Genomic DNA, 21,548 nt, shown 5'->3' with positions numbered 1-21,548 from the left:
CGTGGATTACTCGTCAGCGTTATCGCTGTTGTCGCTGTCATTGCTGTCGTCGCCTTCGGCGCCATCAGCATGCTCAGGACGTTCACGACGCTCACGGCGCTCGCTGCGGTTCTCTTCTGCCTTGAGCATCTCGGACGGGCCGGTGACGGCTTCGTCGCGACGGATGACCAGGTTACGGATCACGGCATCGTTGTAGCGGAAGTTGTCTTCCAGCTCGGCCAGGGCCTTGCCGGAGCACTCAACGTTCAGCATCACGTAGTGAGCCTTGTGAACATTGTTGATTGCGTAGGCCAGTTGACGACGGCCCCAGTCTTCCAGGCGGTGGATCTTGCCACCATCTTCTTCGATCAGCTTGGTGTAACGCTCAACCATGCCGCCGACTTGCTCGCTCTGGTCCGGGTGAACCAGGAAGATGATTTCGTAATGACGCATGAATGCTCCTTACGGGTTAGTAGTCTGCCAGCAACCTGGTCAGACAAGGAGTGAATGACACTGTATGTCTTGCCCTAGAGAGAAGGCACATGCGCGCCTGCCAGCTCGGCAAGGGGCGCAATTGTAGAGAAGCCGGGAAGGACAAGCAAGGAGGTTGGCGAATATTTGAACAGCCGGAAACATATTCGCCAGGTCGGGTGATTCTTGCGGGAACGGGGTTCGTGGGAGCGGCGATGCGGCGCCCCGCCCCGCGATGGTGGTGGGTTTGCCATCGCATCGCGGGGCAAGCCCGCTCCCACGCCCCCGCCCCACGAGCAATGAATCAGCGCTTGACCTGACGCTGCCTCACGGCCTCGAACAGGCACACCCCGGTGGCCACCGAAACGTTCAGGCTGCTGACGCTGCCGCCCATCGGCAACTTCACCAGGAAATCACAGTGTTCACGGGTCAGGCGGCGCATGCCCTTGCCTTCGGCCCCCATGATCATCACCAGCGGACCGGTCAGGTCCTGCTGGTAGATTTCCTGCTCGGCCTCGCCAGCGGTACCGACCACCCACAGTCCGCGCTGCTGGAGTTTCTCCAGGGTACGCGCCAGGTTGGTCACGGCCACCAGCGGCATCACCTCGGCGGCGCCGCAGGCCACCTTGCGCACCACGCCGGTCAGGGTCGCGGACTTGTCCTTGGGGATCACCACGGCAGTCGCCCCGGCCGCATCGGCGGTGCGCAGGCAGGCGCCGAGGTTGTGCGGATCGGTAACGCCATCGAGCACCAGGATCAGTGGCGGCGTCTCGGTGCGCTCGAGCAGCTCGTCGAGCATCGCCTCGCCCCATACCTGGCTCGGGCTCACGTCGGCGACCACCCCCTGATGCACACCTTCGACCCAGGCGTCGAGCTCACGGCGCTCGGCCTGGCCGACCTGGACTCGGTTCTGCGCAGCCAGCTCCAGCAGGGCCTGGATGCGTGGCTCACTGCGCCCTTCGGACAGCCAGATCTGCTTTACCCGCTTGGGGTGGTGTTGCAGCAGCGCCTGCACGGCATGCACGCCGTAGATCTTTTCCAGCTGACTCATGACTTGTTCTTGCCCTTGCGTGGCGCGCCGGACTTGGGCGGCCCCTTGCGATGCTTGGTCGGCTTGCCGGACGACTTGCCACCTTTTTCCGACTTGCCGCCGGCATGGCCGCTGGCACGCGCCTCGCCCATCAGCGCCTTCTTCATTTCACGGCTCTTGCGCACCTCGGCATTGCGCTGCACGGCGTCTTTCGGGAAGTACGCCTCGGAGGCCTCGCTCTTGCGGCTGCGCGGCTTGGGCGAAATCTTCGCTTCGGCGGCAGGCGCCTGCTCGGCCACCGGCTGCGCGGCAGCGCGTGGCTTGCGGCCGAGCGGCGCGGTGACGGTCTTCTCCGACATTTCGAAGTCGATCTTGCGCTGCTCGAGGTCGACACGCATGACCTTCACCTCGACCGTGTCGCCCAGGCGGAAGCTGCGGCCGCTGCGCTCACCGGACAGGCGGTGATGCACCGGATCGAAGTGGTAGTAGTCACCCGGCAGGGCGCTGACATGCACCAGGCCTTCGACATAGATGTCGGTCAGCTCGATGAACAGGCCAAAGCCGGTCACCGCGGTGATCACACCAGGGAAGGTCTCGCCGACGCGATCACGCATGTACTCGCACTTGAGCCAGTTGACCACGTCGCGGGTGGCCTCGTCGGCGCGGCGCTCGGTCATCGAGCACTGCTCGCCCATCTGTTCGAGGCTGTTCTCGTCGTACGGGTAGATGCGCGCCTTGGGAATGCTCATGGCACCGGCGCGCTTGACGTGCGGGGTGTCGACCTTGGAGCGGATCACGCTGCGGATGGCACGGTGCACCAGCAGGTCCGGATAACGACGGATCGGCGAGGTGAAGTGGGTGTAGGCCTCGTAGTTCAGGCCAAAGTGGCCGTTATTCTCGACGCTGTACACCGCCTGGCTCAGCGAGCGCAGCATGACAGTCTGGATCAGGTGGAAGTCCGGGCGCCCGGCGATACTCGCCAGCAGCGCCTGGTAGTCCTTCGGCGAAGGATCCTTGCCTTTGTGCAGACTCAGGCCCAGCTCACCGAGGAATGCGCGCAACTTCTCCAGGCGCTCGGGCGGCGGACCATCGTGCACGCGGTACAGCGCAGGCACGTTGTGCTTCTGCAGGAACTCGGCCGTCGCGACGTTGGCCGCCAGCATGCACTCTTCGATCAGCTTGTGGGCGTCGTTGCGCACGGTCGGACGAATTTCGTCGATCTTGCGGTCATCGCCAAAGATGATCCGGGTTTCCTGGGTTTCGAAGTCAATCGCGCCGCGGGTGTGACGGGCCGCCAGCAGCACCTTGTACAGGGCGTACAGGCTCTTCAGGTCCGGCAGCACCGCGCTGTACTCCTCGCGCAGGGCCTTGCCTTCGCGGGTGCGGGAATGCTCGAGCATGCTGCTGACCTTGTTGTAGGTCAGGCGCGCATGGGAGTGGATCACACCCTCGTAGAACTGGTAGTCGACCATCTGGCCGGCCTTGTTGATGGTCATTTCGCAGACCATGGCCAGGCGATCGACGTGCGGGTTCAGCGAGCACAGGCCGTTGGACAGCTCTTCGGGCAGCATCGGCACGACGCGCTCGGGGAAGTACACCGAGTTACCCCGTTGCTGCGCTTCGGTATCCAGGGCCGAACCCAGGCGCACGTAGCTGGAAACGTCAGCGATCGCTACGTACAGGCGCCAGCCGCCGGAGAACATGCGCAGCTTGCCCAGCGGTTCGCAATACACCGCATCGTCGAAGTCGCGGGCGTCTTCGCCGTCGATGGTGACGAAAGGCAGATGGCGCAGGTCGATGCGCTTCTCTTTATCTTTCTCCTCGACTTCGGAGCGGAACTTGCGCGCTTCCTTGATCACCTCCTGCGGCCAGACATGCGGGATGTCATAGCTGCGCAGGGCGATGTCGATTTCCATGCCCGGCGCCATGTAGTTGCCGATCACCTCGACCACATCACCCTGCGGCTGGAAGCGCGGGGTTGGCCAGTGGGTGATCTTGATCGACACGAACTGGCCGATCTTGGCGCCGCCGTTGCGCCCGGCGGTGACCAGCACTTCCTGCTGGATCTTCGGGTTGTCGGGGGTCACATAGCCGATGCCGCCCTCTTCGAAGTAACGGCCGACCACGCTTTCGTGGGCGCGGGAGATGACTTCCACCAGCACACCTTCGCGGCGGCCACGGCGGTCCACGCCGGAAACCCGGGCCAGGCCGCGGTCGCCGTCGAACACCAGGCGCATCTGCGACGGGCTGAGGAACAGGTCTTCGCTGCCATCGTCGGGAATCAGGAAGCCGAAACCGTCGCGGTGGCCGGACACGCGGCCACAGATAAGGTCAAGCTTGTCCACCGGGGCATAGGTGCCGCGCCGGGTATAGATAAGCTGACCGTCGCGCTCCATGGCACGCAGGCGGCGGCGCAGGGCTTCGATCTGGTCTTCTTCGTAAAGACCGAACTCTTCGGCCAGCTGTTCTCGGGCAGCCGGCTCGCCACGGTCGGCGAGGCGCTGCAGGATCAGCTCACGGCTGGGGATAGGGTTGTCGTATTTTTCCGCTTCGCGAGCGGCCTCGGGATCGAGGGATTGCCAATCGGCCATCAGAAGGGGTTCACCTTGGGGTATATAGATATGAATTCTGGCATAGGCGTATTGAAACCGGAAATGTCAGCCTTGGACAGCCCCGGCGTGGTATCCGCCGAACGGAAATAGGCGCGTGGAATCAACGGGTTGAATTTTTTGAATTTTTTTTCGATCAGGGGCTTTACAGCCATCAGGAGCGTCCGTATAGTGCGCACCACAACGACGGACAACCCCGAAGTTGTAGTAGAGATGAACGACGCTGTAAAGCATCTTTTAATCTCGAATGTGTGCCCAGGTGGCGGAATTGGTAGACGCGCTGGTTTCAGGTATCAGTGACTTAACGGTCGTGGAAGTTCGAGTCTTCTCCTGGGCACCAAAAATTTTCAAGTAACAGATGACCAAGGATCTGTTACTACTGTGTGAAAGCAGACGAAAGTCGCCTTCAGCAGACGATGCAAAGCTTTGCCCAGGTGGCGGAATTGGTAGACGCGCTGGTTTCAGGTATCAGTGACTTAACGGTCGTGGAAGTTCGAGTCTTCTCCTGGGCACCATACAAAAACCCACTAGCTTGCTAGTGGGTTTTTTCTTGCCTGCGATTTCATGTCGCCGGGCAGCCCCCCTCCTTCGTCTACCCATGAATTTCCCGTCATGCGCCCATTTGAGAAACAATTTCGTTTACCATTGTTTCCAAATATGTAGCCGTAAGCGAGGAAGCACCCGCATGACGATCCGCCCGCAACCGCTGATGCGCACCCTGGCCGCCGCAGTCCTGAGCCTGGTGATCGGCGCTCCGGCCGCCCTGGCAGACGAACCAGTCACGTTGACAATGTACAACGGCCAGCACAAGGAAATCGGTGAAGCCATCGCCAAGGCCTACGAGGCCAAGACCGGCATCCATATCAATATCCGCAAGGGCAGCAGCAACCAGCTGGCCAGCCAGATCATCGAGGAAGGCGAACGCTCGCCGGCCGACATCATCTATACCGAAGAGTCGCCACCGCTGAACAACCTGGGCGAACTGGGCCTGCTGGCGAAGATCGACGACGCCACCCTGAACATGCTGCCCAAGGAGTACGTGGGCGCCAACGGCACCTGGATGGGCGTCACCGCGCGCACCCGCGTGGTGGTCTACAACCCGAAGAAGATCGATGAGAAGGACCTGCCGACCACGGTGATGGATTTCGCCGGCCCCGAATGGGACGGCCGTGTCGGCTACGTGCCCACCAGCGGCGCCTTCCAGGAACAGGCGGTGGCCATCCTCAAGATGCACGGGCGCGAAGCCACCGAAGAATGGCTGACCGGCCTGAAAGCCTTCGGCAAGACCTATACCAACAACATGGTCGCACTGAAGGCCGTGGAAAAAGGCGAAGTCGCCGCGGTACTGGTGAACAACTACTACTGGTACGCCCTGGAGCGCGAGCGCGGCAAGCTCGATTCCAAGCTGTACTACCTGGCCGACGGCGACGCGGGCAACCTGGTGACCATCTCCGGTGCCGCCGCGGTCAAGGCCAGCAAGCACCCGAAAGAAGCACAGGCCCTGCTCAACTGGATGGCCAGCGAAGAAGGCCAGCGCGTGATCACCCAGACCACCGCCGAATACCCGCTGCATAAAGGCATGGTCTCCGACCGCGGCCTGAAGCCGTTCGATGAGCTGCGCCCGCCGAAGATCTCGCCGGCCGACCTTGGCAATGCCGAGGAAGCCATCGAACTGGAACGTGAGGTTGGCCTGCTCTGATGACTGCCGCCCTGCCCTCGCCCGCCTTGGCGCGCTTCATCCCCAAGCGCAAGCGCCCGTCCATCTGGGTAGTGCTGCCCGTGCTGTTCCTGGTGGCCATGAGCCTGCTGCCATTGCTGTACGTCGGGCTCAAGGCCTGGGATGCCGGCTGGCATGAAGCCCTGCGCCTGCTATGGCGTCCGTTCGTGTGGGGCTTGCTGCGCAACACCCTGCTGCTGATGGTCGGCGTCACCGCGCTGTGCCTGGTGGTAGGCGTGGCCCTGGCCTGGCTGCTGGAGCGCAGCGACCTGCCGGGCCGACGCCTGTGGGGCGTGGTGCTGTGCCTGCCATTCGCCGTGCCATCGTTCGTCAGCAGCTTCACCTGGGTGTCGCTGAGCTCGGACTTCGAAGGACTGGGCGGGGCAATCCTGGTGATGGCGCTGTCGAAGTACCCACTGGTGTTCCTGCCGGTGGCCGCCACCCTGCGCAACCTGGATACCGCGCTGGAGGAGTCGGCGCGCACTCTGGGCTGCAGCCGCTGGGGCGTGTTCCGCAAAATCACCCTGCCGTTGCTTTGGCCGTCGATGCTCGGTGGCGGGCTGCTGATCGCCCTGCACATGCTGGTGGAGTTTGGCGCCCTGTCGATCCTTGGCCTGCAGACCTTCACCACGGCGATCTACCAACAGTTCGAACTGGAATTCAGCAACGCCAACGCCGCGATGCTCTCGGCAGTACTGCTGGTGCTGTGCCTGGCGATGCTGTGGCTGGAACTGCGGGTGCGTGGCAAGGCGCGTCATGTGCGCATTGGCCAGGGCGTTGCGCGCCGCGCCCAACCCTTGCGACTGCGCGGCTGGATGCCACTTGGCCAGCTGCTCTGCCTGGCGCTGGCGGTGCTGGGCAGCGGCATTCCGCTGGCCATGCTCGGCTACTGGCTGAGCGTGGGCTCATCGGCGGCCTTCCCGGTCGCGGCCATCGGCAAGGCCCTGGGCACCTCGCTGTCGGTGTCATTGGGTGGCGCCGGCTTCTGCGTGCTGCTGGCCCTGCCAATCAGCTTCCTGGTGGTGCGCTACAAGGGGCGCCTGGCGATCTGGGCCGAGCGTTTGCCGTACCTGCTGCACGCCCTGCCCGGGCTGGTCATTGCGCTGACCCTGGTGTTCTTTGCCCTGCACTATGTGCCGGCGCTGTACCAGACCACCGCACTGCTGATCCTGGCCTATGCCTTGCTGTTCCTGCCGCTGGCACAGTCGCCAGTGCGCACCGCACTGAACAAGGCCTCGCCAACCCTGGAAGAGGCCGCCCGCACCTTGGGCGCGAGCAGCTTTGCGGCGTTCTGCCGGGTGACACTGCCGATCATCTTCCCGGCCATGGCCGCGGCGTTCGCCCTGGTGTTCCTGGACGCCATGAAAGAGCTGACCGCCACCCTGCTGCTCAGCCCGACCGGCATGACCACCCTGGCCACCGAGGTGTGGGCGCATACGGCCAACGTCGAGTTCGCGGCGGCAGCGCCTTATGCGGCGCTGTTGATCGTGGTGTCGGGGTTGCCGGTGTATCTGCTGACCACGCGGATGTATCTGAACAAGGCTTAGCCTGTGAGAAAGTGGCATTGCCCGTAAAAAGCGGCAATGCCACCTGCACAAGCTGAAGCAATGAATCAGGACCCTCCCCTAAATCCGTCAACCATCACCGGCGCGTAGGCAAAGGTTTCATATTGTTTCGTACCTTTGGCATAAGGGTTCGACTCCGCAATCTCAAAATACACTCTTGTATGGCCAGTCTGCTGATCAACCTTATGCGCTATTGAAAAGCTCACATGACCGACGTACCCCTCAACCTTTCGGCCTACAATACCCGCAAGGCCTTCCGCAAAAGAATCCTGACCATCTGCCTGAGCAGTACCGCTGTTACAGCCGATGATGCGGTAGTCGTAATCTAGCGGATTCAGCTTCAAGCTTTTCAAATAGTCGACAAAGTCAGCTGGCCCCTTCAGGCCCTTGTCTATCGTTACAAAGCCGGGCTCAGCATGGGCCATCAGATTGAGGACCCTAGGCTGGCGTGGCGCCGACTGTGTAACGAGCAAGACATGGTCTTTTTTCAAAACCAACGGAGCTCCGCCTATTTTGTATCCCCCCGTGGGATCTGAGCCGTTCATGGGGTCATCGAGCATGAACGCATAAGCATTGAGCCCACCCTTGCCGAATGGACTCAATTTATCCGGACTGTTGAATCTCATCAGAACTGGATTCATCTGCCTATGCCCACGGCCGAACTGATAGTGCCCCGTAACCGAAGACCTCAGTTCCCCGTGAAAACCACAAAAGCTGGTAAGCATACTTTTGGAATAGCCATAAGCGGTGCAGGTATCTTCAGCGCCCCCAGATGATGCCGTACCGGCCAAAACAGTACCCTGACGATCAGAGGCCAAATGATTGAACTCACTTCGCCCACCACTCACCGAGTACAATGACAAAAAACTGCGCGCATACCCCACCCATGTCAAAGACATGGGTCCGCTTATAGCTGTCCCAAACACCGAGCCTTTGTAAAAAAATTTCATAGGTAAGCCCTAGAAGATTTACCTCACTCTGCTTGAAAAACACTCTGCGCAAAACTAGCAAAATTACCAGTACCTCAGAGATCAAGTACTTAATCAGGCTCTGAACTGCCCCAGGCTGGCCCGCAACTGAGCCGCCAGGTCATCCAGTACCTTGCTGCTGACGGTGGTCTGCATCACCACCTCGGCCGAACGCTCGGCCTGGGCATGGATGGTTTCGACTCGCCCACGCACGGCCTGCGCGCCGCTGGCCTGCTGCTCGGCCGCTCGCGTGGCCAGGCCGATCGCCGCATGCACCTGCTCGACCGCAGCCTGCACCGACTGCTGGCGCCGCTCATTGTCGCGCAACACCAGCAAGCCTTCACTGGCCTGGCGTCCGGCCTGGCTGATGGTCGCCACCGCCTCCTTGGCGCCTTGCTGCAGCGCAGCGATATGCGACTGGATATCCCCGGTCGAGCTCTGCGTCTTGCTCGCCAAGGCACGCACCTCATCGGCCACCACGGCGAAACCGCGCCCGGTTTCTCCGGCCCGCGCCGCTTCGATGGCGGCGTTGAGCGCCAACAGGTTGGTCTGCTCGGCAATGCCATGGATCACCGTCAGCACCACCTCAATCTGCTCGCTCTGCTTGGCCAGCCGCTCGATCACCTGGGAGCCGGTCTGCACTTCGCCGGCCAGGTTCTCGATCAACCTCGCCAATTGCGTCGAGGCACGACTGTTCTCGTCGGTCGCCTGGCGAATATCCACCACCTGCTGCAATGCCGCCTGCATGGCATGGCTCTCGGCCTGGGCCTCGTCAGCCATGCTCGACAGGTCGCGCAGGCTGGCAGCCACTTCGTCGCGCTGCAACGCGGCGGCGGCATCGGCCCCGGCGTTGCGCTGGGCCATGCTGTCGATCTCCACGCCGGTACGCTGCGCCACTTCACCGGCCTCGCGGACGATCGGCTGCAGCTTGTCGACGAAGCGGTTGACCGCCGAGGCCATGTCGCCGATCTCGTCACGGCTGTCGAGCTTGACGCGCTTGGTCAGGTCGCCTTCGCCGGCGGCCAGGTCGTTCAACGCGGCGATCAGCAGGCCAAGCTTGCTGAGGACGCGACGCCCGAGCACCACGGCCACCACCAGCAGCACACCCAGACCGACCAGCACCAGACCCAGGCCGATGCGCCAGCGCAGCTCGGCGGCGGCATCACGCACGGTCTGCGCGGTATTGGCCTGCATCGCCGTGGCGCTGTGCTGGGCTGTCTCCAGGCGCGCACGCAAGGCCTTGCCACTGTCGGCGGCGGCGGCCACCAGGCTTTCCCCGACCAGTTGCTCGCCACTGGCGATCAAGGCCGCGAAGCGCTGATCCAGGGCCTTGAGCTCCTGGTCGATGCCCGCGGTGGACACGCCCATCAGCACCTTGCCGATCTCTGCGCCATTGGGGTTGATCGACGCTTCTACGAAGTAGACCGACGGATCCTTGCGCGCGGCATCCAGCACCTTGTCCAGCGCCCGTTCACCCTGGCCCTTTTCCATCAATGCCTGGTTGATCGGGTTCTGCCGGTTGAGGTAGCGAGTCAGGTGCTGGCCCTGGGCATCATCGTAGATCACGAACAGCACATTGGGATTGCGCTGAGCACGGCGAGCGAAGTCCGAGAGCATCGGCACGTCGTTGTCCCAGATCGCCCGGGGCGCGACCGAGGCCAACAGATCGGCCATTTCATGAGCCGAGTCCCTGAGATTTTCCTCCAGCGTTGCGCGCAGCTGCTGCTGCTCATCCTGCAGGCGGCTGGAGAGGCCCGCACTCAAACGCTGACGCGTACTGACGGAAAGGCTGTCGAGCCCAGCCCGGACATCCTCTCCGGCCTGCTCCAGTTCGGCAGCCAGTTTCTGGCTATCATTGCCCAGGCGCGCCCCCAAATCGGCCTCCAGGGCGGTGACCGTGCTCCGCGTCAGTGCAACGGCAACCAGTACCTGCACCAGAAGAGCGATACCAAGCGCAACAAACACAGGCCGCAAGAGGCGGCTTCGTAACAGTGAAAGGATGGCAGACACGTTGTAACCCTCGTGTTTCTGGCGCCACTACTTTGATGGCATCTACAGAAACTTCTTACAGCAAGGGTTGTGCCTGAGACAGCAGGTATAAATGCCAAAGGTATGAGGTAATTATCCATGGCAGCGAGATTGCTTTCGAGGCGGCCATTCACGGGGCAAGCCCGCCCCACGTTTTTACCCCCATATGAAAACGCCGCGCCTCCTTGCGGGGGCGCGGCGTTCAGTCAGCCAGCGAGTAGCTGATCAGGCGAACGGATGACGCAGCACGATGGTTTCGTTGCGGTCCGGGCCAGTCGAGATGATATCGATCGGCGCGCCGACCAGTTCCTCGATGCGCTTGATGTAGTTGCGCGCGGCCTGCGGCAGCTCTTCCAGGGTTTTAACGCCCAGGGTCGACTCGCTCCAGCCTGGCATCTCTTCGTACACCGGCTCCAGGCCGATGTAGCTGTCGGCATCGGAAGGCGCGTCGATGACGGCACCGTTCTCGTTCTTGTAGCCAACGCAGATGTTGATGGTTTCCAGGCCGTCCAGCACATCCAGCTTGGTCAGGCAGATGCCCGAGATGCTGTTGACGTCGATGGCGCGACGCAGGATCACGGCATCGAACCAGCCGCAACGACGGGCACGGCCGGTGGTGGAGCCGAACTCGTGGCCACGCTTGGCCAGGGTGGCGCCGGTCTCGTCGAACAGCTCGGTCGGGAACGGACCGGAACCGACGCGGGTGGTGTAGGCCTTGGTGATGCCCAGGATGTAGTCCAGGTACATCGGGCCAACGCCGGAACCGGTGGAGATGCCGCCGGCGGTGGTGTTGGAGCTGGTGACGTACGGGTAGGTACCGTGGTCGATGTCCAGCAGCGAGCCCTGGGCGCCTTCGAACATGATGTCCTTGCCGGCGCGGCGCAGGTTATGCAGTTCGGCGGTGACGTCGAGCATCATCGGCTTGAGCTGCTCGGCATAGGCCATGCACTCGTCCAGTGTCTGCTGGAAGTCGATGGCCGGCTCTTTGTAGTAGTTCACCAGCTGGAAGTTGTGGTAGTCCAGCAGCTCACCGAGCTTGGCGGCGAAGCGCTCACGGTGGAACAGGTCGCCGACGCGCAGGCCGCGACGGGCCACCTTGTCTTCGTAGGCCGGGCCGATACCACGACCGGTGGTGCCGATCTTGGCTTCGCCGCGGGCTTTTTCACGGGCCTGGTCGAGGGCCACGTGGTACGACAGGATCAGCGGAGCAGCCGGGGAAATGCGCAGGCGCTCGCGCACCGGTACGCCCTTCTCTTCCAGCTTGGTGATTTCACGCATCAGGGCATCCGGGGCAACGACCACGCCGTTGCCGATCAGGCATTGCACGCCTTCACGCAGGATGCCGGACGGAATCAGGTGCAGAACAGTCTTCTCACCGTTGATCACCAGGGTGTGGCCCGCGTTGTGACCACCTTGGTAGCGCACGACGGCGGCAGCATGTTCGGTCAGCAGATCGACGATCTTGCCTTTGCCCTCATCACCCCACTGGGTGCCCAGGACGACGACATTCTTACCCATTACATTTGTCCTCATTCACGCAAACTTGGTGCCGGCCCATTGCCGGCGAAGAATCTCAATGGGTCAGCGGCAGAACCTGCCAGCGCCCGTCTTGCTGAATCAATTGCCGATCACAATCCGCCTCGAGGGCAGCACTCAGCGGCTGGCCAGGCAAAGCCTGGACCACTCGCTGGCCCTCGTTGCGCAACTGGCAGACCATCTGCCAGAGGGCCGCATCGCTGCTGTCGGGCATCCAGATGCCGCCAACAGGCAATACGACCTCCGCTCGCCCCAGTGTGACCAGGGTCTTCAAATCCGTGGAGAATCCGGTGGCCGGGCGTGCCCGGCCAAAATCGGCGCCGATGTCGTCATAGCGGCCGCCCTGGGCGATCGATTGACCTTCGCCAGGCACGAACACGGCGAACACCACGCCAGTGTGATAGTGGTAGCCGCGCAGTTCGCCGAGGTCGAAGTACAGTGGCAGGTCCGGGTAGCGCGAAGCCAGGCGGTCGGCGATCGCCAACAGGTCGTCCAGCGCAGCCAGCACGCTGGCCGGGGCACGGCCCAGGCGCACACGGGCCTCGGCCAGCACTTCACGGCCACCGCACAGTTCGCACAGGGCGCGCAGCATGTTGCCCAGGTCCTTCGGCAGGTCTGCGGTCAGCGCCTGCACTTCATCGACGGCCTTGCGCTGCAGGGCATCGAACAGTTGCTGCTCGACCGCGCCGGACAGGTTGGCGGCACGGGCCAGGCCGCGATAGATACCGACATGTCCAAGGTCCATGTGCACATCGGCGACATCGGTCAGTTGCAGTGTGGCGAGCATCAGGCTGATGACTTCGACATCGCTGGTAGGGCTGGCGTCGCCGTACAGCTCGGCGCCCAGCTGGATCGGGCTACGCGAGGTCGACAAGGCACGCGGCTGCGCATGCAGCACGCTGCCGGCATAGCACAGGCGGCTCGGGCCTTCACGGCGCAAGGTGTGGGCGTCGATGCGCGCCACCTGCGGCGTGAAGTCGGCACGGAAACCCATCAGGCGGCCGGACTGCGGGTCGACGACCTTGAAGGTACGCTGGTCCAGGTCCTGGCCGGCGCCGGTGAGCAGCGACTCCAGGTACTCGATATGCGGGGTGACGACCAGTTCGTAACCCCAACTCTGGAACAGGTCCAACACCTGACGACGCGCGATCTCGATGCGCGCCGCCTCAGGTGGCAGTACTTCCTCGATGCCATCTGGCAGTAGCCAGCGGTCTACCGTTGCCATTACGCCATTTCCCCTCTGGTCCGGGCGGCCTGCCAGCTGGCGAGCCGTGAGTAAAGCAGGCATTGACGCACAACAGCGGGCAGCACCGATCCCAGCGCAACCACCGTAGCCAATACCCTCGAATTGCCTTGCGACCTGACCAAACCGTCAACTGGCCGTTTGCCAATCAACCTTGCAGACGCAAAAAAGCCGGGAATTTCCCGGCTGACTCATCATACACCCCTTTTCATTCAGGATGCACCCCGCCAGGCATTTTAGCTGCCCGGCGGGGCGAATCCCTCATGAGAGCACGATCAGGGCTTGCTCTTGTCCAGGAACCTGAAGAACTCGTTCTTCGAATCCAGGACCAGTACATCGCTCTTGCTGGAGAAGCTTTCGCGGTAGGCCTTGAGGCTACGGTAGAACGCGTAGAAATCGGCGTCCTGCGTGTAGGCCTTGGCATAGATGGCAGCCGCCTGGGCATCGCCATCACCACGGGTCTCTTCCGCCTCGCGGTACGCTTCGGCCAGCAGCACTCGGCGCTGACGATCGGCGTCGGCACGAATACCTTCGGCCAGCTCGTTACCCTTGGCGCGGTGCTCGCGGGCTTCACGCTCGCGCTCGGTGCTCATGCGGTCGAACACGCTGCGGTTGACTTCCTTGGGCAGGTCGATGGCCTTGACGCGAACGTCGACCACTTCGATACCCAGCTCCTTGCTGGCCATGCGGTTCAGCGACGCGGTGATGTCTGCCATAAGCGCATCACGTTCACCGGAAACCACTTCGTGCAGGGTGCGCTTACCAAACTGGTCGCGCAGGCCGCTCTCCAGACGACGCGACAGGCGCTCGTCGGCGATCTGCTTCATACCCGAGGTTGCGGTATAGAAGCGCTCGGCGTCCTTGACTCGCCATTTGGCGTAGGCATCGACCATCACCGCTTTCTTCTCCAGCGTCAGGAAACGCTGGGTCGGTGCGTCGAGGGTCATCAGGCGGGCGTCGAACTTGCGCACCTGGTTCACGTACGGCACCTTCACGTGCAGGCCAGGCTGGACATCGGCCTTGACCACGCGGCCGAACTGCAGCAATACCGCGCGTTCAGTCTGCGAAACGATGTAGAAGCAGTTCCAGGCGGCGATCGCCAGCACCACGGCGCCGATCAGGGCGAACAGTGACTTATTGCTCATCAGCGGCTCTCCCTGGAACGCAGCGGCGGTTGTGGTTGCAGGTCCTGCGCGGCACGCGCGGCGGCGTCATTGACCGACGGCGATACGCTGCTGGCCGGCGCTGCACTGTTGCCACGGCTGCCTTCGACCATCTTGTCCAACGGCAGGTAGAGCAGGTTGTTCTGCCCGTCCTTGGCCGTGACCAGAACCTTGCTGGAGTTGCTGTAGACCTCCTGCATGGTATCCAGGTACAGACGCTGGCGCGTGACCTCCGGTGCCTTGCGATACTCGGCGACCAACTTGGTGAAGCGATCGGCCTCACCCTTGGCGCGGGCAATGACTTCATCACGGTAGCCGTTGGCGTCCTCGATGATGCGCTGCGCCTGGCCACGGGCCTCCGGTACCACACCATTGGCGTAGGACTCGGCCTGGTTGCGCGCACGCTGCTCGTCCTCACGGGCACGGATCACGTCGTCGAAGGCTTCCTGCACTTCACGCGGGGCTGCCGCGCTCTGTACGTTGACCTGGGTGACAGTGATACCGGTGCGGTAGGTGTCGAGGAAACGCTGCAGGCGCTCGCGGATATCCACCGCCATCTGCTCGCGGCCTTCGGTCAGCACCTGGTCCATCGAGGTGGAACCCACCACGTGGCGCAGGGCGCTTTCGGTCGCATGCTGCAGGCTGACTTCCGGCTGGTCGACGTTGAGCACGAAGTCCTGCAGGTTGCTGATGCGGTACTGCACGGTCAGTGGCACTTCGACGATGTTTTCGTCTTCGGTGAGCATCTGCCCCTGCTTGGTGTACGCCCGCTCGCGAGTCACGTTTTCCATGTACTTGCGGTCGATCGGCGGGAAATAGATATTCAGGCCGGGACCAACGGTCTCGTAGTACTTGCCGAAGCGCAGCACCACGGCCTGCTCCTGCTCGTCCACGACATAGACGGCGTTATACAGCCAGATTGCCGCCAGAGCCGCCAGGCCGATGCCCAGCAGGCCATAGCCGCCACCCTTGCCGATATTGCGGTCACCGCCGCCGCCACGTTTCTTGCCACTGCCGAACATGCCGTTCAGGCTGTCCTGCAGCTTGCGGAAGGCCTCGTCCAGATCCGGTGGACCTTTCTTGTCGCCACCACCGCCGCCACCATTACGGCGGCCGCCCCAGGGATCCTGATTGTTCGAGTTGCCACCCGGCTCGTTCCAAGCCATAGCGCTCTCCATCTGATAAAGCAAAGACGCGCCCACGGCGCGCCGTCCAATGCTACAGAATGCCTGTCACGGCTGCCCGGCGACCTCGACGGGCATTTATTGCAAAGTGTGTTGCTCGACAAACACTTGCGGCTCCATGCCTTCGCGGCTGACCAGGCGATTCAACTCGACCCTGGGCAGTCGCACGCTCAGCAGGCTGCGCCCTTCTTCATCATGCTCTTCACTCTGCACGGCACCCAGGGCAAAGAATTGCGCGCGCAGGCGGGCAAACCGTTGCTCCAGGCACAGGGTCCCGACATACAGGTCGTCCCCCAGCAACTCGGCAATCGCCTGGCCAACCAGCTCCAGGCCTCGTCCATCACGTGCCGATACCCAGACTCGCTGCGGCTTGCCATCGGCATCGCGCTGGATCTGCGGCTCGACATCTTCGAGCAGGTCGAGTTTGTTATAGACCTCGAGGATCGGCAAGCTCTCGGCACCGATCTCGCCCAGCACCGCCAGTACCTGTTCAATCTGCTCCATGCGCTCGGGCTCATGGGCATCGATCACGTGCAGCAGCAGGTCAGAGTTGCTCGACTCTTCGAGCGTAGCCCGAAATGCCTCGACCAGCTTGTGCGGCAGGTGGCGGATGAAACCTACGGTGTCGGCCAGCACGATCGGCCCCAGGTCGGCCAGCTCGAGCCGGCGCAAGGTCGGGTCGAGGGTGGCGAACAACTGGTCCGCAGCATACACATCGGATTCGGTCAGCGCATTGAAGAGGGTCGACTTGCCGGCGTTGGTATAGCCCACCAGCGACACCGATGGGATGTCCGCGCGCTTGCGCCCACGGCGGGCCTGCTCGCGCTGGCTGCGCACCTTCTCCAGGCGTGCCTTGATCTGGCGCAGGCGCACCCGCAGCAGGCGGCGGTCGGTTTCGAGCTGGGTTTCACCCGGACCACGCAGGCCGATACCGCCCTTCTGCCGCTCAAGGTGGGTCCAACCGCGTACCAGCCGCGTGCTCATGTGCTCGAGCTGGGCCAGTTCGACCTGCAGCTTGCCTTCGTGAGTACGCGCCCGCTGGGCGAAAATGTCGAGAATCAGCCCGGTACGGTCCAGCACGCGACACTCGAAGACGCGCTCGAGGTTACGTTCCTGGCTGGGCGTGAGGGTGTGATTGAAAATCACAAGGTCGGCTTCGGCCGAATGGACCAGGTCGCGCAACTCCTCGACCTTGCCGCTGCCGATCAGAAACTTGGCGGTGGGCTGATGCCGCGCCACTGTTACCAGCGAAACGATATCGGCTCCGGCCGACAGCGCCAGCTCCTGAAACTCCTGCGGGTCTTCGCGCGCCTCAGGGTTCTGACCTTCCAAGTGAACGAGCAGCGCTCGCTCACCACCACCGTGGCGCTCAAAGAACAATGCAGGCTCCTACTTTTTTCAAGCGTTGCCTGGCTCGCTGTCGCCGTGCTCACCATCGGTCGGGCTTGGCAGACGAACCGGGCGTGCGGGGACGACGGTCGAAATGGCGTGCTTGTAGACCATCTGGCTGACGGTGTTTTTCAGCAGCACGACGAACTGGTCGAAGGATTCGATCTGGCCCTGCAGCTTGATCCCGTTGACCAGATAGATCGAAACCGGGACTTTTTCTTTTCTCAAGGTGTTCAAGTAAGGGTCTTGTAGCGAATGCCCTTTTGACATATGCCGCACTCCTGTAAGGATCAATAATAGAAAATCAAGAAAATCGATAAATTATGCCGCCCCTTCGCAAGAATAGACGGCAACTGGCAGGGACTCAGCTCAATATGGAGACGGTCCCCAGGTATTTCAAGGTGCGGGACAGATTGTCGCAGGCCAGGCTATCCAGCCAGTGGACGTCGGACCAGCCACGCAACCAGGTGAATTGCCGCTTGGCCAGCTGACGCGTGGCAATGATACCGCGTTCACGCATCTCATTCTCAGTCAGCTTGCCGTCGAGGTAGTCCCAGACCTGCCGATATCCCACTGCCCTTATAGACGGCAGCTCCGCATGCAAGTCACTTCTGGCCCGCAGCGTTCGGACCTCGTCGACAAAGCCCTGTTCCAGCATCTGTGAAAATCGTAACGCAATTCGCTGATGCAAAATGTGACGATCTGTAGGCGCTATCGCCAGGCTGGCGACAGTATAGGGCAAATGCTCGCCCGCGCCTGCGTCTGCGCCGCTACTTTCCGCGTATTGACGCTGACGGTGGGCGGTCATGCTCTCGCCACTCACTTTGTACACTTCAAGCGCACGGATCAGCCGCTGCGGGTCATTCGGATGAATGCGCGCCGCCGACTCCGGATCGACTTCGGCCAGTTGGCGGTGCAATTCGGCCAAACCGAGCGCCTGCGCCTGTGCCTCCAGCTCGGCACGCACCATGGCATCGGCTGGCGGCATGTCCGCCAGGCCATCGACCAGTGCCTTGTAATAGAGCATGGTGCCGCCAACCAGCAGTGGGATCTTGCCGCGCGCGGTGATCTCGGCCATGGCTTGGAGAGCATCGGTGCAGAAACGCTTGGCCGAGTAGCTTTCGGCGGGGTCAAGAATGTCGATCAGGCGGTGCGGATGCGCGGCCAGTACTTCCTTGGAGGGCTTGGCGGTACCGATGTCCATGCCGCGATAGACCAGCGCCGAGTCGACACTGATCAGCTCGCAGGGCAGCTTGCTGGTCAGTTCGATCGCCAGGTCGGTCTTGCCGGCCGCGGTCGGGCCCATGAGGAAAATCGCCGGAGGTCTGGCACTCATTTCATCGGCCCCGCAGGAACAGCTTGTCCAGATCGTCCAGGCCCATCTGGGTCCAGGTCGGTCGGCCGTGGTTGCACTGGCCGCTGCGCTCGGTGTTCTCCATGTCGCGCAGCAAGGCGTTCATCTCGGGGATGGCCAGGCGCCGGTTGGCCCGCACCGCGCCATGGCAAGCCATGGTCCCCAGCAGTTCGTTCAAGTGCGCCTGGATACGATCACTGGTGCCGTACTCCATGAGGTCGGCCAGCACATCCTGCACCAGGCGATTGGCCTCGGCCTGCTTGAGCAGGGCCGGGATCTGGCGGATCGCCAGGGTTTCCGGGCCCAGGCGCTGCAGCTCGAAGCCCAGGCGCTGGAACCATTGGGCATGTTCCTCGGCGCAGTCGGCTTCGCGCTGGCTCAACGCCAGCGACTCGGGCACCAGCAACGGCTGGCCGCTCAAGCCTTCACTGGCCATCGCCACCTTCAGCCGCTCGTACATGATCCGTTCATGGGCGGCGTGCATATCCACCAGCACCAGGCCGACGGCGTTCTCGGCGAGGATATAGATCCCCTTGAGCTGCGCCAGGGCGTAGCCCAGCGGCGGGATGTCGCCCTGGCTTTCAGGCAGCGCGCTCGGCGCGGCGGCGGCATTGTCCAGGGGGGCGTAGAATTCACGGTAGGCCGCCTGGGCCTCGCCGGCATTCAGCGGCTGGGAGGGCCTAGGCGTGTACTGGTACTGATAGCCCGCGCCCGAGCCGCTCGAAGCGAACCCCCGCTGCTCGCCCTGAGGCTGCTCGAGCACTGGCGAGGCCAGGCGCATTTCGCCTTGGGGGCCGAACTCGCCGGCCTGCAAGCCGCTGGGGCGGACCAGTTCGTCGGTGGCCGCCGGTGCCGCAAGCTGGTCTTCCGGGCGCACATCGGCCAGGGCGCGGTGCAAGGTGCCATAGAGGAAGTCATGAACCATGCGCCCTTCGCGGAAGCGCACCTCGTGCTTGGTCGGGTGGACGTTGACATCAACGCCGGTCGGGTCGCACTCGAGAAACAGCACGAAGGTCGGGTGCCGGCCATTGAACAGTACGTCGCGATACGCCTGGCGCACCGCATGGGCTACCAGCTTGTCGCGCACGGCCCGGCCATTGACGAAGAAATACTGCAGATCGGCCTGGCTGCGCGAGAAGGTCGGCAGACCGACCCAGCCCCACAGTCGCAGGCCGTTGCGCTCGACATCAATGGGCAGCGCCTGCTCGAGAAAGCCCGGGCCGCAGATGGTGCCGACCCGCCGCGCCCGGGCCGTTTCGTCGGCGGCCTCGTGCAGGCTGAAGATGGTCTTGCCGTTGTGCCGCAGGTGAAAACCAACGTCGAAACGCGCCAGCGCCAGGCGCCGGATCACTTCCTGCAGATGATCGAATTCGGTCTTTTCGGCCTTGAGAAACTTGCGTCGCGCCGGGGTATTGAAGAACAGGTCACGCACTTCAACGGAGGTGCCGACCGGATGCGCGGCAGGCTGCACCCGCGGGGTCATGTCGCGCCCCTCGGTCTCCACTTGCCAGGCTTCGCTGGCATCGGCGGTACGCGATGTAAGGGTCAGGCGCGCCACCGAGCTGATCGATGCCAGGGCCTCGCCGCGAAAGCCCAGGCTGAGCACGCCTTCAAGGTCTTCCAGTTCGCGGATCTTGCTGGTGGCGTGGCGGGCCAGCGCCAGCGGCAGGTCATCGGGGGCAATGCCACCGCCGTTGTCGCGCACCCGCAGCAACTTCACGCCGCCCTGTTCGACCTCGACTTCGATGCGCCGAGCACCGGAGTCGAGGCTGTTCTCCAGCAACTCCTTGGCCACCGAGGCGGGGCGTTCGACTACCTCGCCGGCGGCGATCTGGTTCGCCAGCCGCGGGCTGAGCAGCTGGATACGCGAGCCGCCACTCATTGCTGGGACGCCAGGGCGGTGGTGGGGATGTCAAGGTGCTGGCCAACCTTGAGCTCGTCGGTCTTCAGGTTGTTGCTACTGCGCAGGCCAGCCACGCTGACCTGGTAACGTACCGCAATCATCGCCAGCGTCTCGCCGGGGCGCACGGTGTGCTCACGCGGGCCCTGGACGATCTTGCCACTGTCGCGCAGCCAGGCGATGTAAGTGCCAGGCGGCGGGTTCTGCTGGAAGAATTGACGCACACCGGTATGAATCGAACGTGCCAAGGCCTGCTGATGGCTACGGGTAGCCAGCTTGGCCGCCTCGTTGGCGTTGGAGATGAACCCGGTTTCAACAAGGATCGACGGGATGTCCGGCGACTTCAGCACCATGAACCCGGCCTGTTCCACCCGTTGTTTGTGCAACGGCGTGACCCGGCCCATGTTGCCCAGCACCTTCTGCCCGACATTGAGGCTGGAACTGAGGGTGGCGGTCATCGACAGGTCGAGCAGCACCCCGGCCAGCATGCGGTCCTTGTCGTCGAGGCTGACGTTGCCGGCGCCGCCGATCAGGTCGGAGCGGTTTTCCGTGTCGGCCAGCCAGCGGGCGGTCTCGGAGGTTGCGCCACGGTCGGACAGGGCGAACACCGAAGCGCCAAAGGCAGCCTTCGACGGCGCGGCGTCGGCGTGAATCGAGACAAACAGATCGGCGCCCTTCTTGCGGGCGATCTCGGTGCGCTTGCGCAGCGGGATGAAGTAGTCGCCGGTGCGGGTCAGCTCGGCGCGGTAGCCCTTCTCGGAATTGATCTGGCGCTGCAGCTCCTTGGCGATATCCAGCACGATGTCTTTCTCGTGCTGGCCACGCGAGCCGGACGCGCCCGGGTCTTCGCCGCCGTGACCGGCGTCGATGGCGACCACGATGTCACGCTTGCCACTCGGTGCTGGCGGCAGCTTGATCGCCGGTTGCGCCGGGGTGACAGGCACCGCCGGCGTGGTGGCCGGTGGCTGCGGTGTCGGGGGCGGTGTCGGGTTGCTGGCGGCGATGGCGTCAGCTTCCTGATCGTACAGGTCGACCACCAGGCGATTGCCGTACTGGGCGTTCGGCGCCAGGGTGAAGCTCTTCGGCGACACGGCTTTCTTCAGGTCGACCACCACGCGCAGGTCGGTGGGCGTGCGCTGGGCCGAACGCACACTGGTGATTGGCGTGTTCGACGTGGAGACGTTCAGCGGCGCCCCCAGGGTGGCACCGTTGATGTCGATCACCAGGCGATCGGGAGCGGTGAGGGTGAAGACGCTGTGCTGCACAGGCCCGGACAGGTCGAAGACCAGCCGCGTATTGTCCGGAGCGCGCCACAGGCGCATGCTCTTGACTTGAGTGACGGCCAGAGCGTCAACGGTCACCGCGGTCAGCAGCAGCCCAACAACAGCGACCAGTGCGCGTATGCGCATACC

The 21,548-nt window shown here is 63.1% G+C and carries 17 protein-coding genes, 2 tRNA genes and 2 pseudogenes; 5 read left to right on the top strand and 16 right to left on the bottom strand.

Going from position 1 to position 21,548, the window contains the following annotated elements; genetic code table 11:
- Positions 1 to 6: 6 nt before the first annotated feature.
- From rpsF to LOY42_RS02920, 4 genes are all read right to left on the bottom strand, one after another.
- Complete coding sequence (rpsF, locus tag LOY42_RS02935; protein ID WP_023629370.1) at positions 7 to 432, bottom strand: 30S ribosomal protein S6; 426 nt, start codon at positions 430 to 432, stop codon at positions 7 to 9.
- A 322-nt stretch (positions 433 to 754) separates the two neighbouring features.
- Complete coding sequence (rlmB, locus tag LOY42_RS02930) at positions 755 to 1,501, bottom strand: 23S rRNA (guanosine(2251)-2'-O)-methyltransferase RlmB (RefSeq protein ID WP_102683943.1); 747 nt, start codon at positions 1,499 to 1,501, stop codon at positions 755 to 757.
- Positions 1,498 to 4,071: a ribonuclease R gene (rnr, locus tag LOY42_RS02925; RefSeq protein ID WP_258599762.1), complete on the bottom strand. Its 2,574-nt coding sequence runs from the start codon at positions 4,069 to 4,071 to the stop codon at positions 1,498 to 1,500. The genes rlmB and rnr overlap by 4 nt, the downstream gene beginning before the upstream one ends.
- Positions 4,071 to 4,244 (bottom strand): hypothetical protein, encoded by a 174-nt coding sequence (locus tag LOY42_RS02920; protein WP_158247513.1) that lies wholly within the window; start codon positions 4,242 to 4,244, stop codon positions 4,071 to 4,073. The genes rnr and LOY42_RS02920 overlap by 1 nt, the downstream gene beginning before the upstream one ends.
- Before the next feature lie 98 nt (positions 4,245 to 4,342).
- Here LOY42_RS02920 and LOY42_RS02915 point away from each other — a divergent pair.
- The 4 genes from LOY42_RS02915 to LOY42_RS02900 all read left to right on the top strand — a co-directional run bounded on the left by LOY42_RS02915 (position 4,343) and on the right by LOY42_RS02900 (position 7,353).
- Positions 4,343 to 4,429: transfer RNA gene (locus tag LOY42_RS02915), tRNA-Leu, on the top strand.
- Between the two features lie 88 nt (positions 4,430 to 4,517).
- Positions 4,518 to 4,604, top strand: a tRNA-Leu gene (locus LOY42_RS02910).
- Between the two features lie 170 nt (positions 4,605 to 4,774).
- Positions 4,775 to 5,788: an extracellular solute-binding protein gene (locus LOY42_RS02905; RefSeq protein ID WP_023629373.1), complete on the top strand. Its 1,014-nt coding sequence runs from the start codon at positions 4,775 to 4,777 to the stop codon at positions 5,786 to 5,788.
- On the top strand, positions 5,788 to 7,353 hold the full coding sequence (locus tag LOY42_RS02900) for an iron ABC transporter permease (protein WP_258599761.1): 1,566 nt from the start codon (positions 5,788 to 5,790) through the stop codon (positions 7,351 to 7,353). Before LOY42_RS02905 ends, LOY42_RS02900 begins: the two co-directional genes overlap by 1 nt.
- A 65-nt stretch (positions 7,354 to 7,418) precedes the next feature.
- Here LOY42_RS02900 and LOY42_RS02895 read toward each other — a convergent pair whose 3' ends face one another.
- From LOY42_RS02895 to LOY42_RS26525, 3 genes and pseudogenes are all read right to left on the bottom strand, one after another.
- Positions 7,419 to 8,270, bottom strand: coding sequence for an RHS repeat-associated core domain-containing protein (locus LOY42_RS02895; protein ID WP_258599760.1), 852 nt, complete (start codon positions 8,268 to 8,270; stop codon positions 7,419 to 7,421).
- A 144-nt stretch (positions 8,271 to 8,414) separates the two neighbouring features.
- Positions 8,415 to 8,930, bottom strand: a pseudogene (locus LOY42_RS26530) (methyl-accepting chemotaxis protein); the annotation flags it as partial.
- Between the two features lie 390 nt (positions 8,931 to 9,320).
- Positions 9,321 to 9,533 (bottom strand): annotated as a pseudogene (locus LOY42_RS26525) (methyl-accepting chemotaxis protein); the annotation flags it as partial.
- Between the two features lie 483 nt (positions 9,534 to 10,016).
- Between LOY42_RS26525 and LOY42_RS26520 the strand changes: the two are divergent.
- Positions 10,017 to 10,328, top strand: coding sequence for a hypothetical protein (locus LOY42_RS26520; RefSeq protein WP_372241253.1), 312 nt, complete (start codon positions 10,017 to 10,019; stop codon positions 10,326 to 10,328).
- 264 nt (positions 10,329 to 10,592) lie between these two features.
- On the opposite strand, the gene LOY42_RS02885 is transcribed toward LOY42_RS26520, so the two are convergent.
- From LOY42_RS02885 to LOY42_RS02845, 9 genes are all read right to left on the bottom strand, one after another.
- Positions 10,593 to 11,885, bottom strand: coding sequence for an adenylosuccinate synthase (locus LOY42_RS02885; protein WP_028688256.1), 1,293 nt, complete (start codon positions 11,883 to 11,885; stop codon positions 10,593 to 10,595).
- A 55-nt stretch (positions 11,886 to 11,940) separates the two neighbouring features.
- Positions 11,941 to 13,128, bottom strand: a complete 1,188-nt coding sequence (locus LOY42_RS02880) for an ATP phosphoribosyltransferase regulatory subunit (RefSeq protein WP_102683938.1) — start codon at positions 13,126 to 13,128, stop codon at positions 11,941 to 11,943.
- Between the two features lie 293 nt (positions 13,129 to 13,421).
- On the bottom strand, positions 13,422 to 14,291 hold the full coding sequence (gene hflC, locus LOY42_RS02875) for a protease modulator HflC (protein ID WP_023629896.1): 870 nt from the start codon (positions 14,289 to 14,291) through the stop codon (positions 13,422 to 13,424).
- Positions 14,291 to 15,475, bottom strand: a complete 1,185-nt coding sequence (gene hflK / locus LOY42_RS02870) for an FtsH protease activity modulator HflK (RefSeq protein ID WP_102683937.1) — start codon at positions 15,473 to 15,475, stop codon at positions 14,291 to 14,293. The genes hflC and hflK overlap by 1 nt, the downstream gene beginning before the upstream one ends.
- Before the next feature lie 96 nt (positions 15,476 to 15,571).
- The gene (hflX, locus tag LOY42_RS02865; protein WP_102683936.1) at positions 15,572 to 16,873 is read right to left on the bottom strand and encodes a ribosome rescue GTPase HflX; all 1,302 of its coding nucleotides are present in this window, start codon (positions 16,871 to 16,873) and stop codon (positions 15,572 to 15,574) included.
- An 18-nt stretch (positions 16,874 to 16,891) separates the two neighbouring features.
- Positions 16,892 to 17,152, bottom strand: a complete 261-nt coding sequence (hfq, locus tag LOY42_RS02860; protein ID WP_023629894.1) for an RNA chaperone Hfq — start codon at positions 17,150 to 17,152, stop codon at positions 16,892 to 16,894.
- A 94-nt stretch (positions 17,153 to 17,246) separates the two neighbouring features.
- The gene (gene miaA, locus LOY42_RS02855) at positions 17,247 to 18,218 is read right to left on the bottom strand and encodes a tRNA (adenosine(37)-N6)-dimethylallyltransferase MiaA (RefSeq protein WP_102683935.1); all 972 of its coding nucleotides are present in this window, start codon (positions 18,216 to 18,218) and stop codon (positions 17,247 to 17,249) included.
- Position 18,219: 1 nt separating this feature from the next.
- On the bottom strand, positions 18,220 to 20,118 hold the full coding sequence (gene mutL / locus LOY42_RS02850; RefSeq protein ID WP_139673828.1) for a DNA mismatch repair endonuclease MutL: 1,899 nt from the start codon (positions 20,116 to 20,118) through the stop codon (positions 18,220 to 18,222).
- A complete protein-coding gene (locus LOY42_RS02845) occupies positions 20,115 to 21,545 on the bottom strand; it encodes an N-acetylmuramoyl-L-alanine amidase (RefSeq protein ID WP_102683933.1) in 1,431 nt (476 codons plus the stop codon). Before LOY42_RS02845 ends, mutL begins: the two co-directional genes overlap by 4 nt.
- Between the last annotated feature and the right edge of the window lie 3 nt (positions 21,546 to 21,548).

The organism is Pseudomonas sp. B21-023, assembly GCF_024749165.1.
GTDB lineage: Bacteria > Pseudomonadota > Gammaproteobacteria > Pseudomonadales > Pseudomonadaceae > Aquipseudomonas.
Note: the sequence above shows the minus strand (reverse complement) of the source record. Positions and strands in the feature narration are given on the sequence as shown.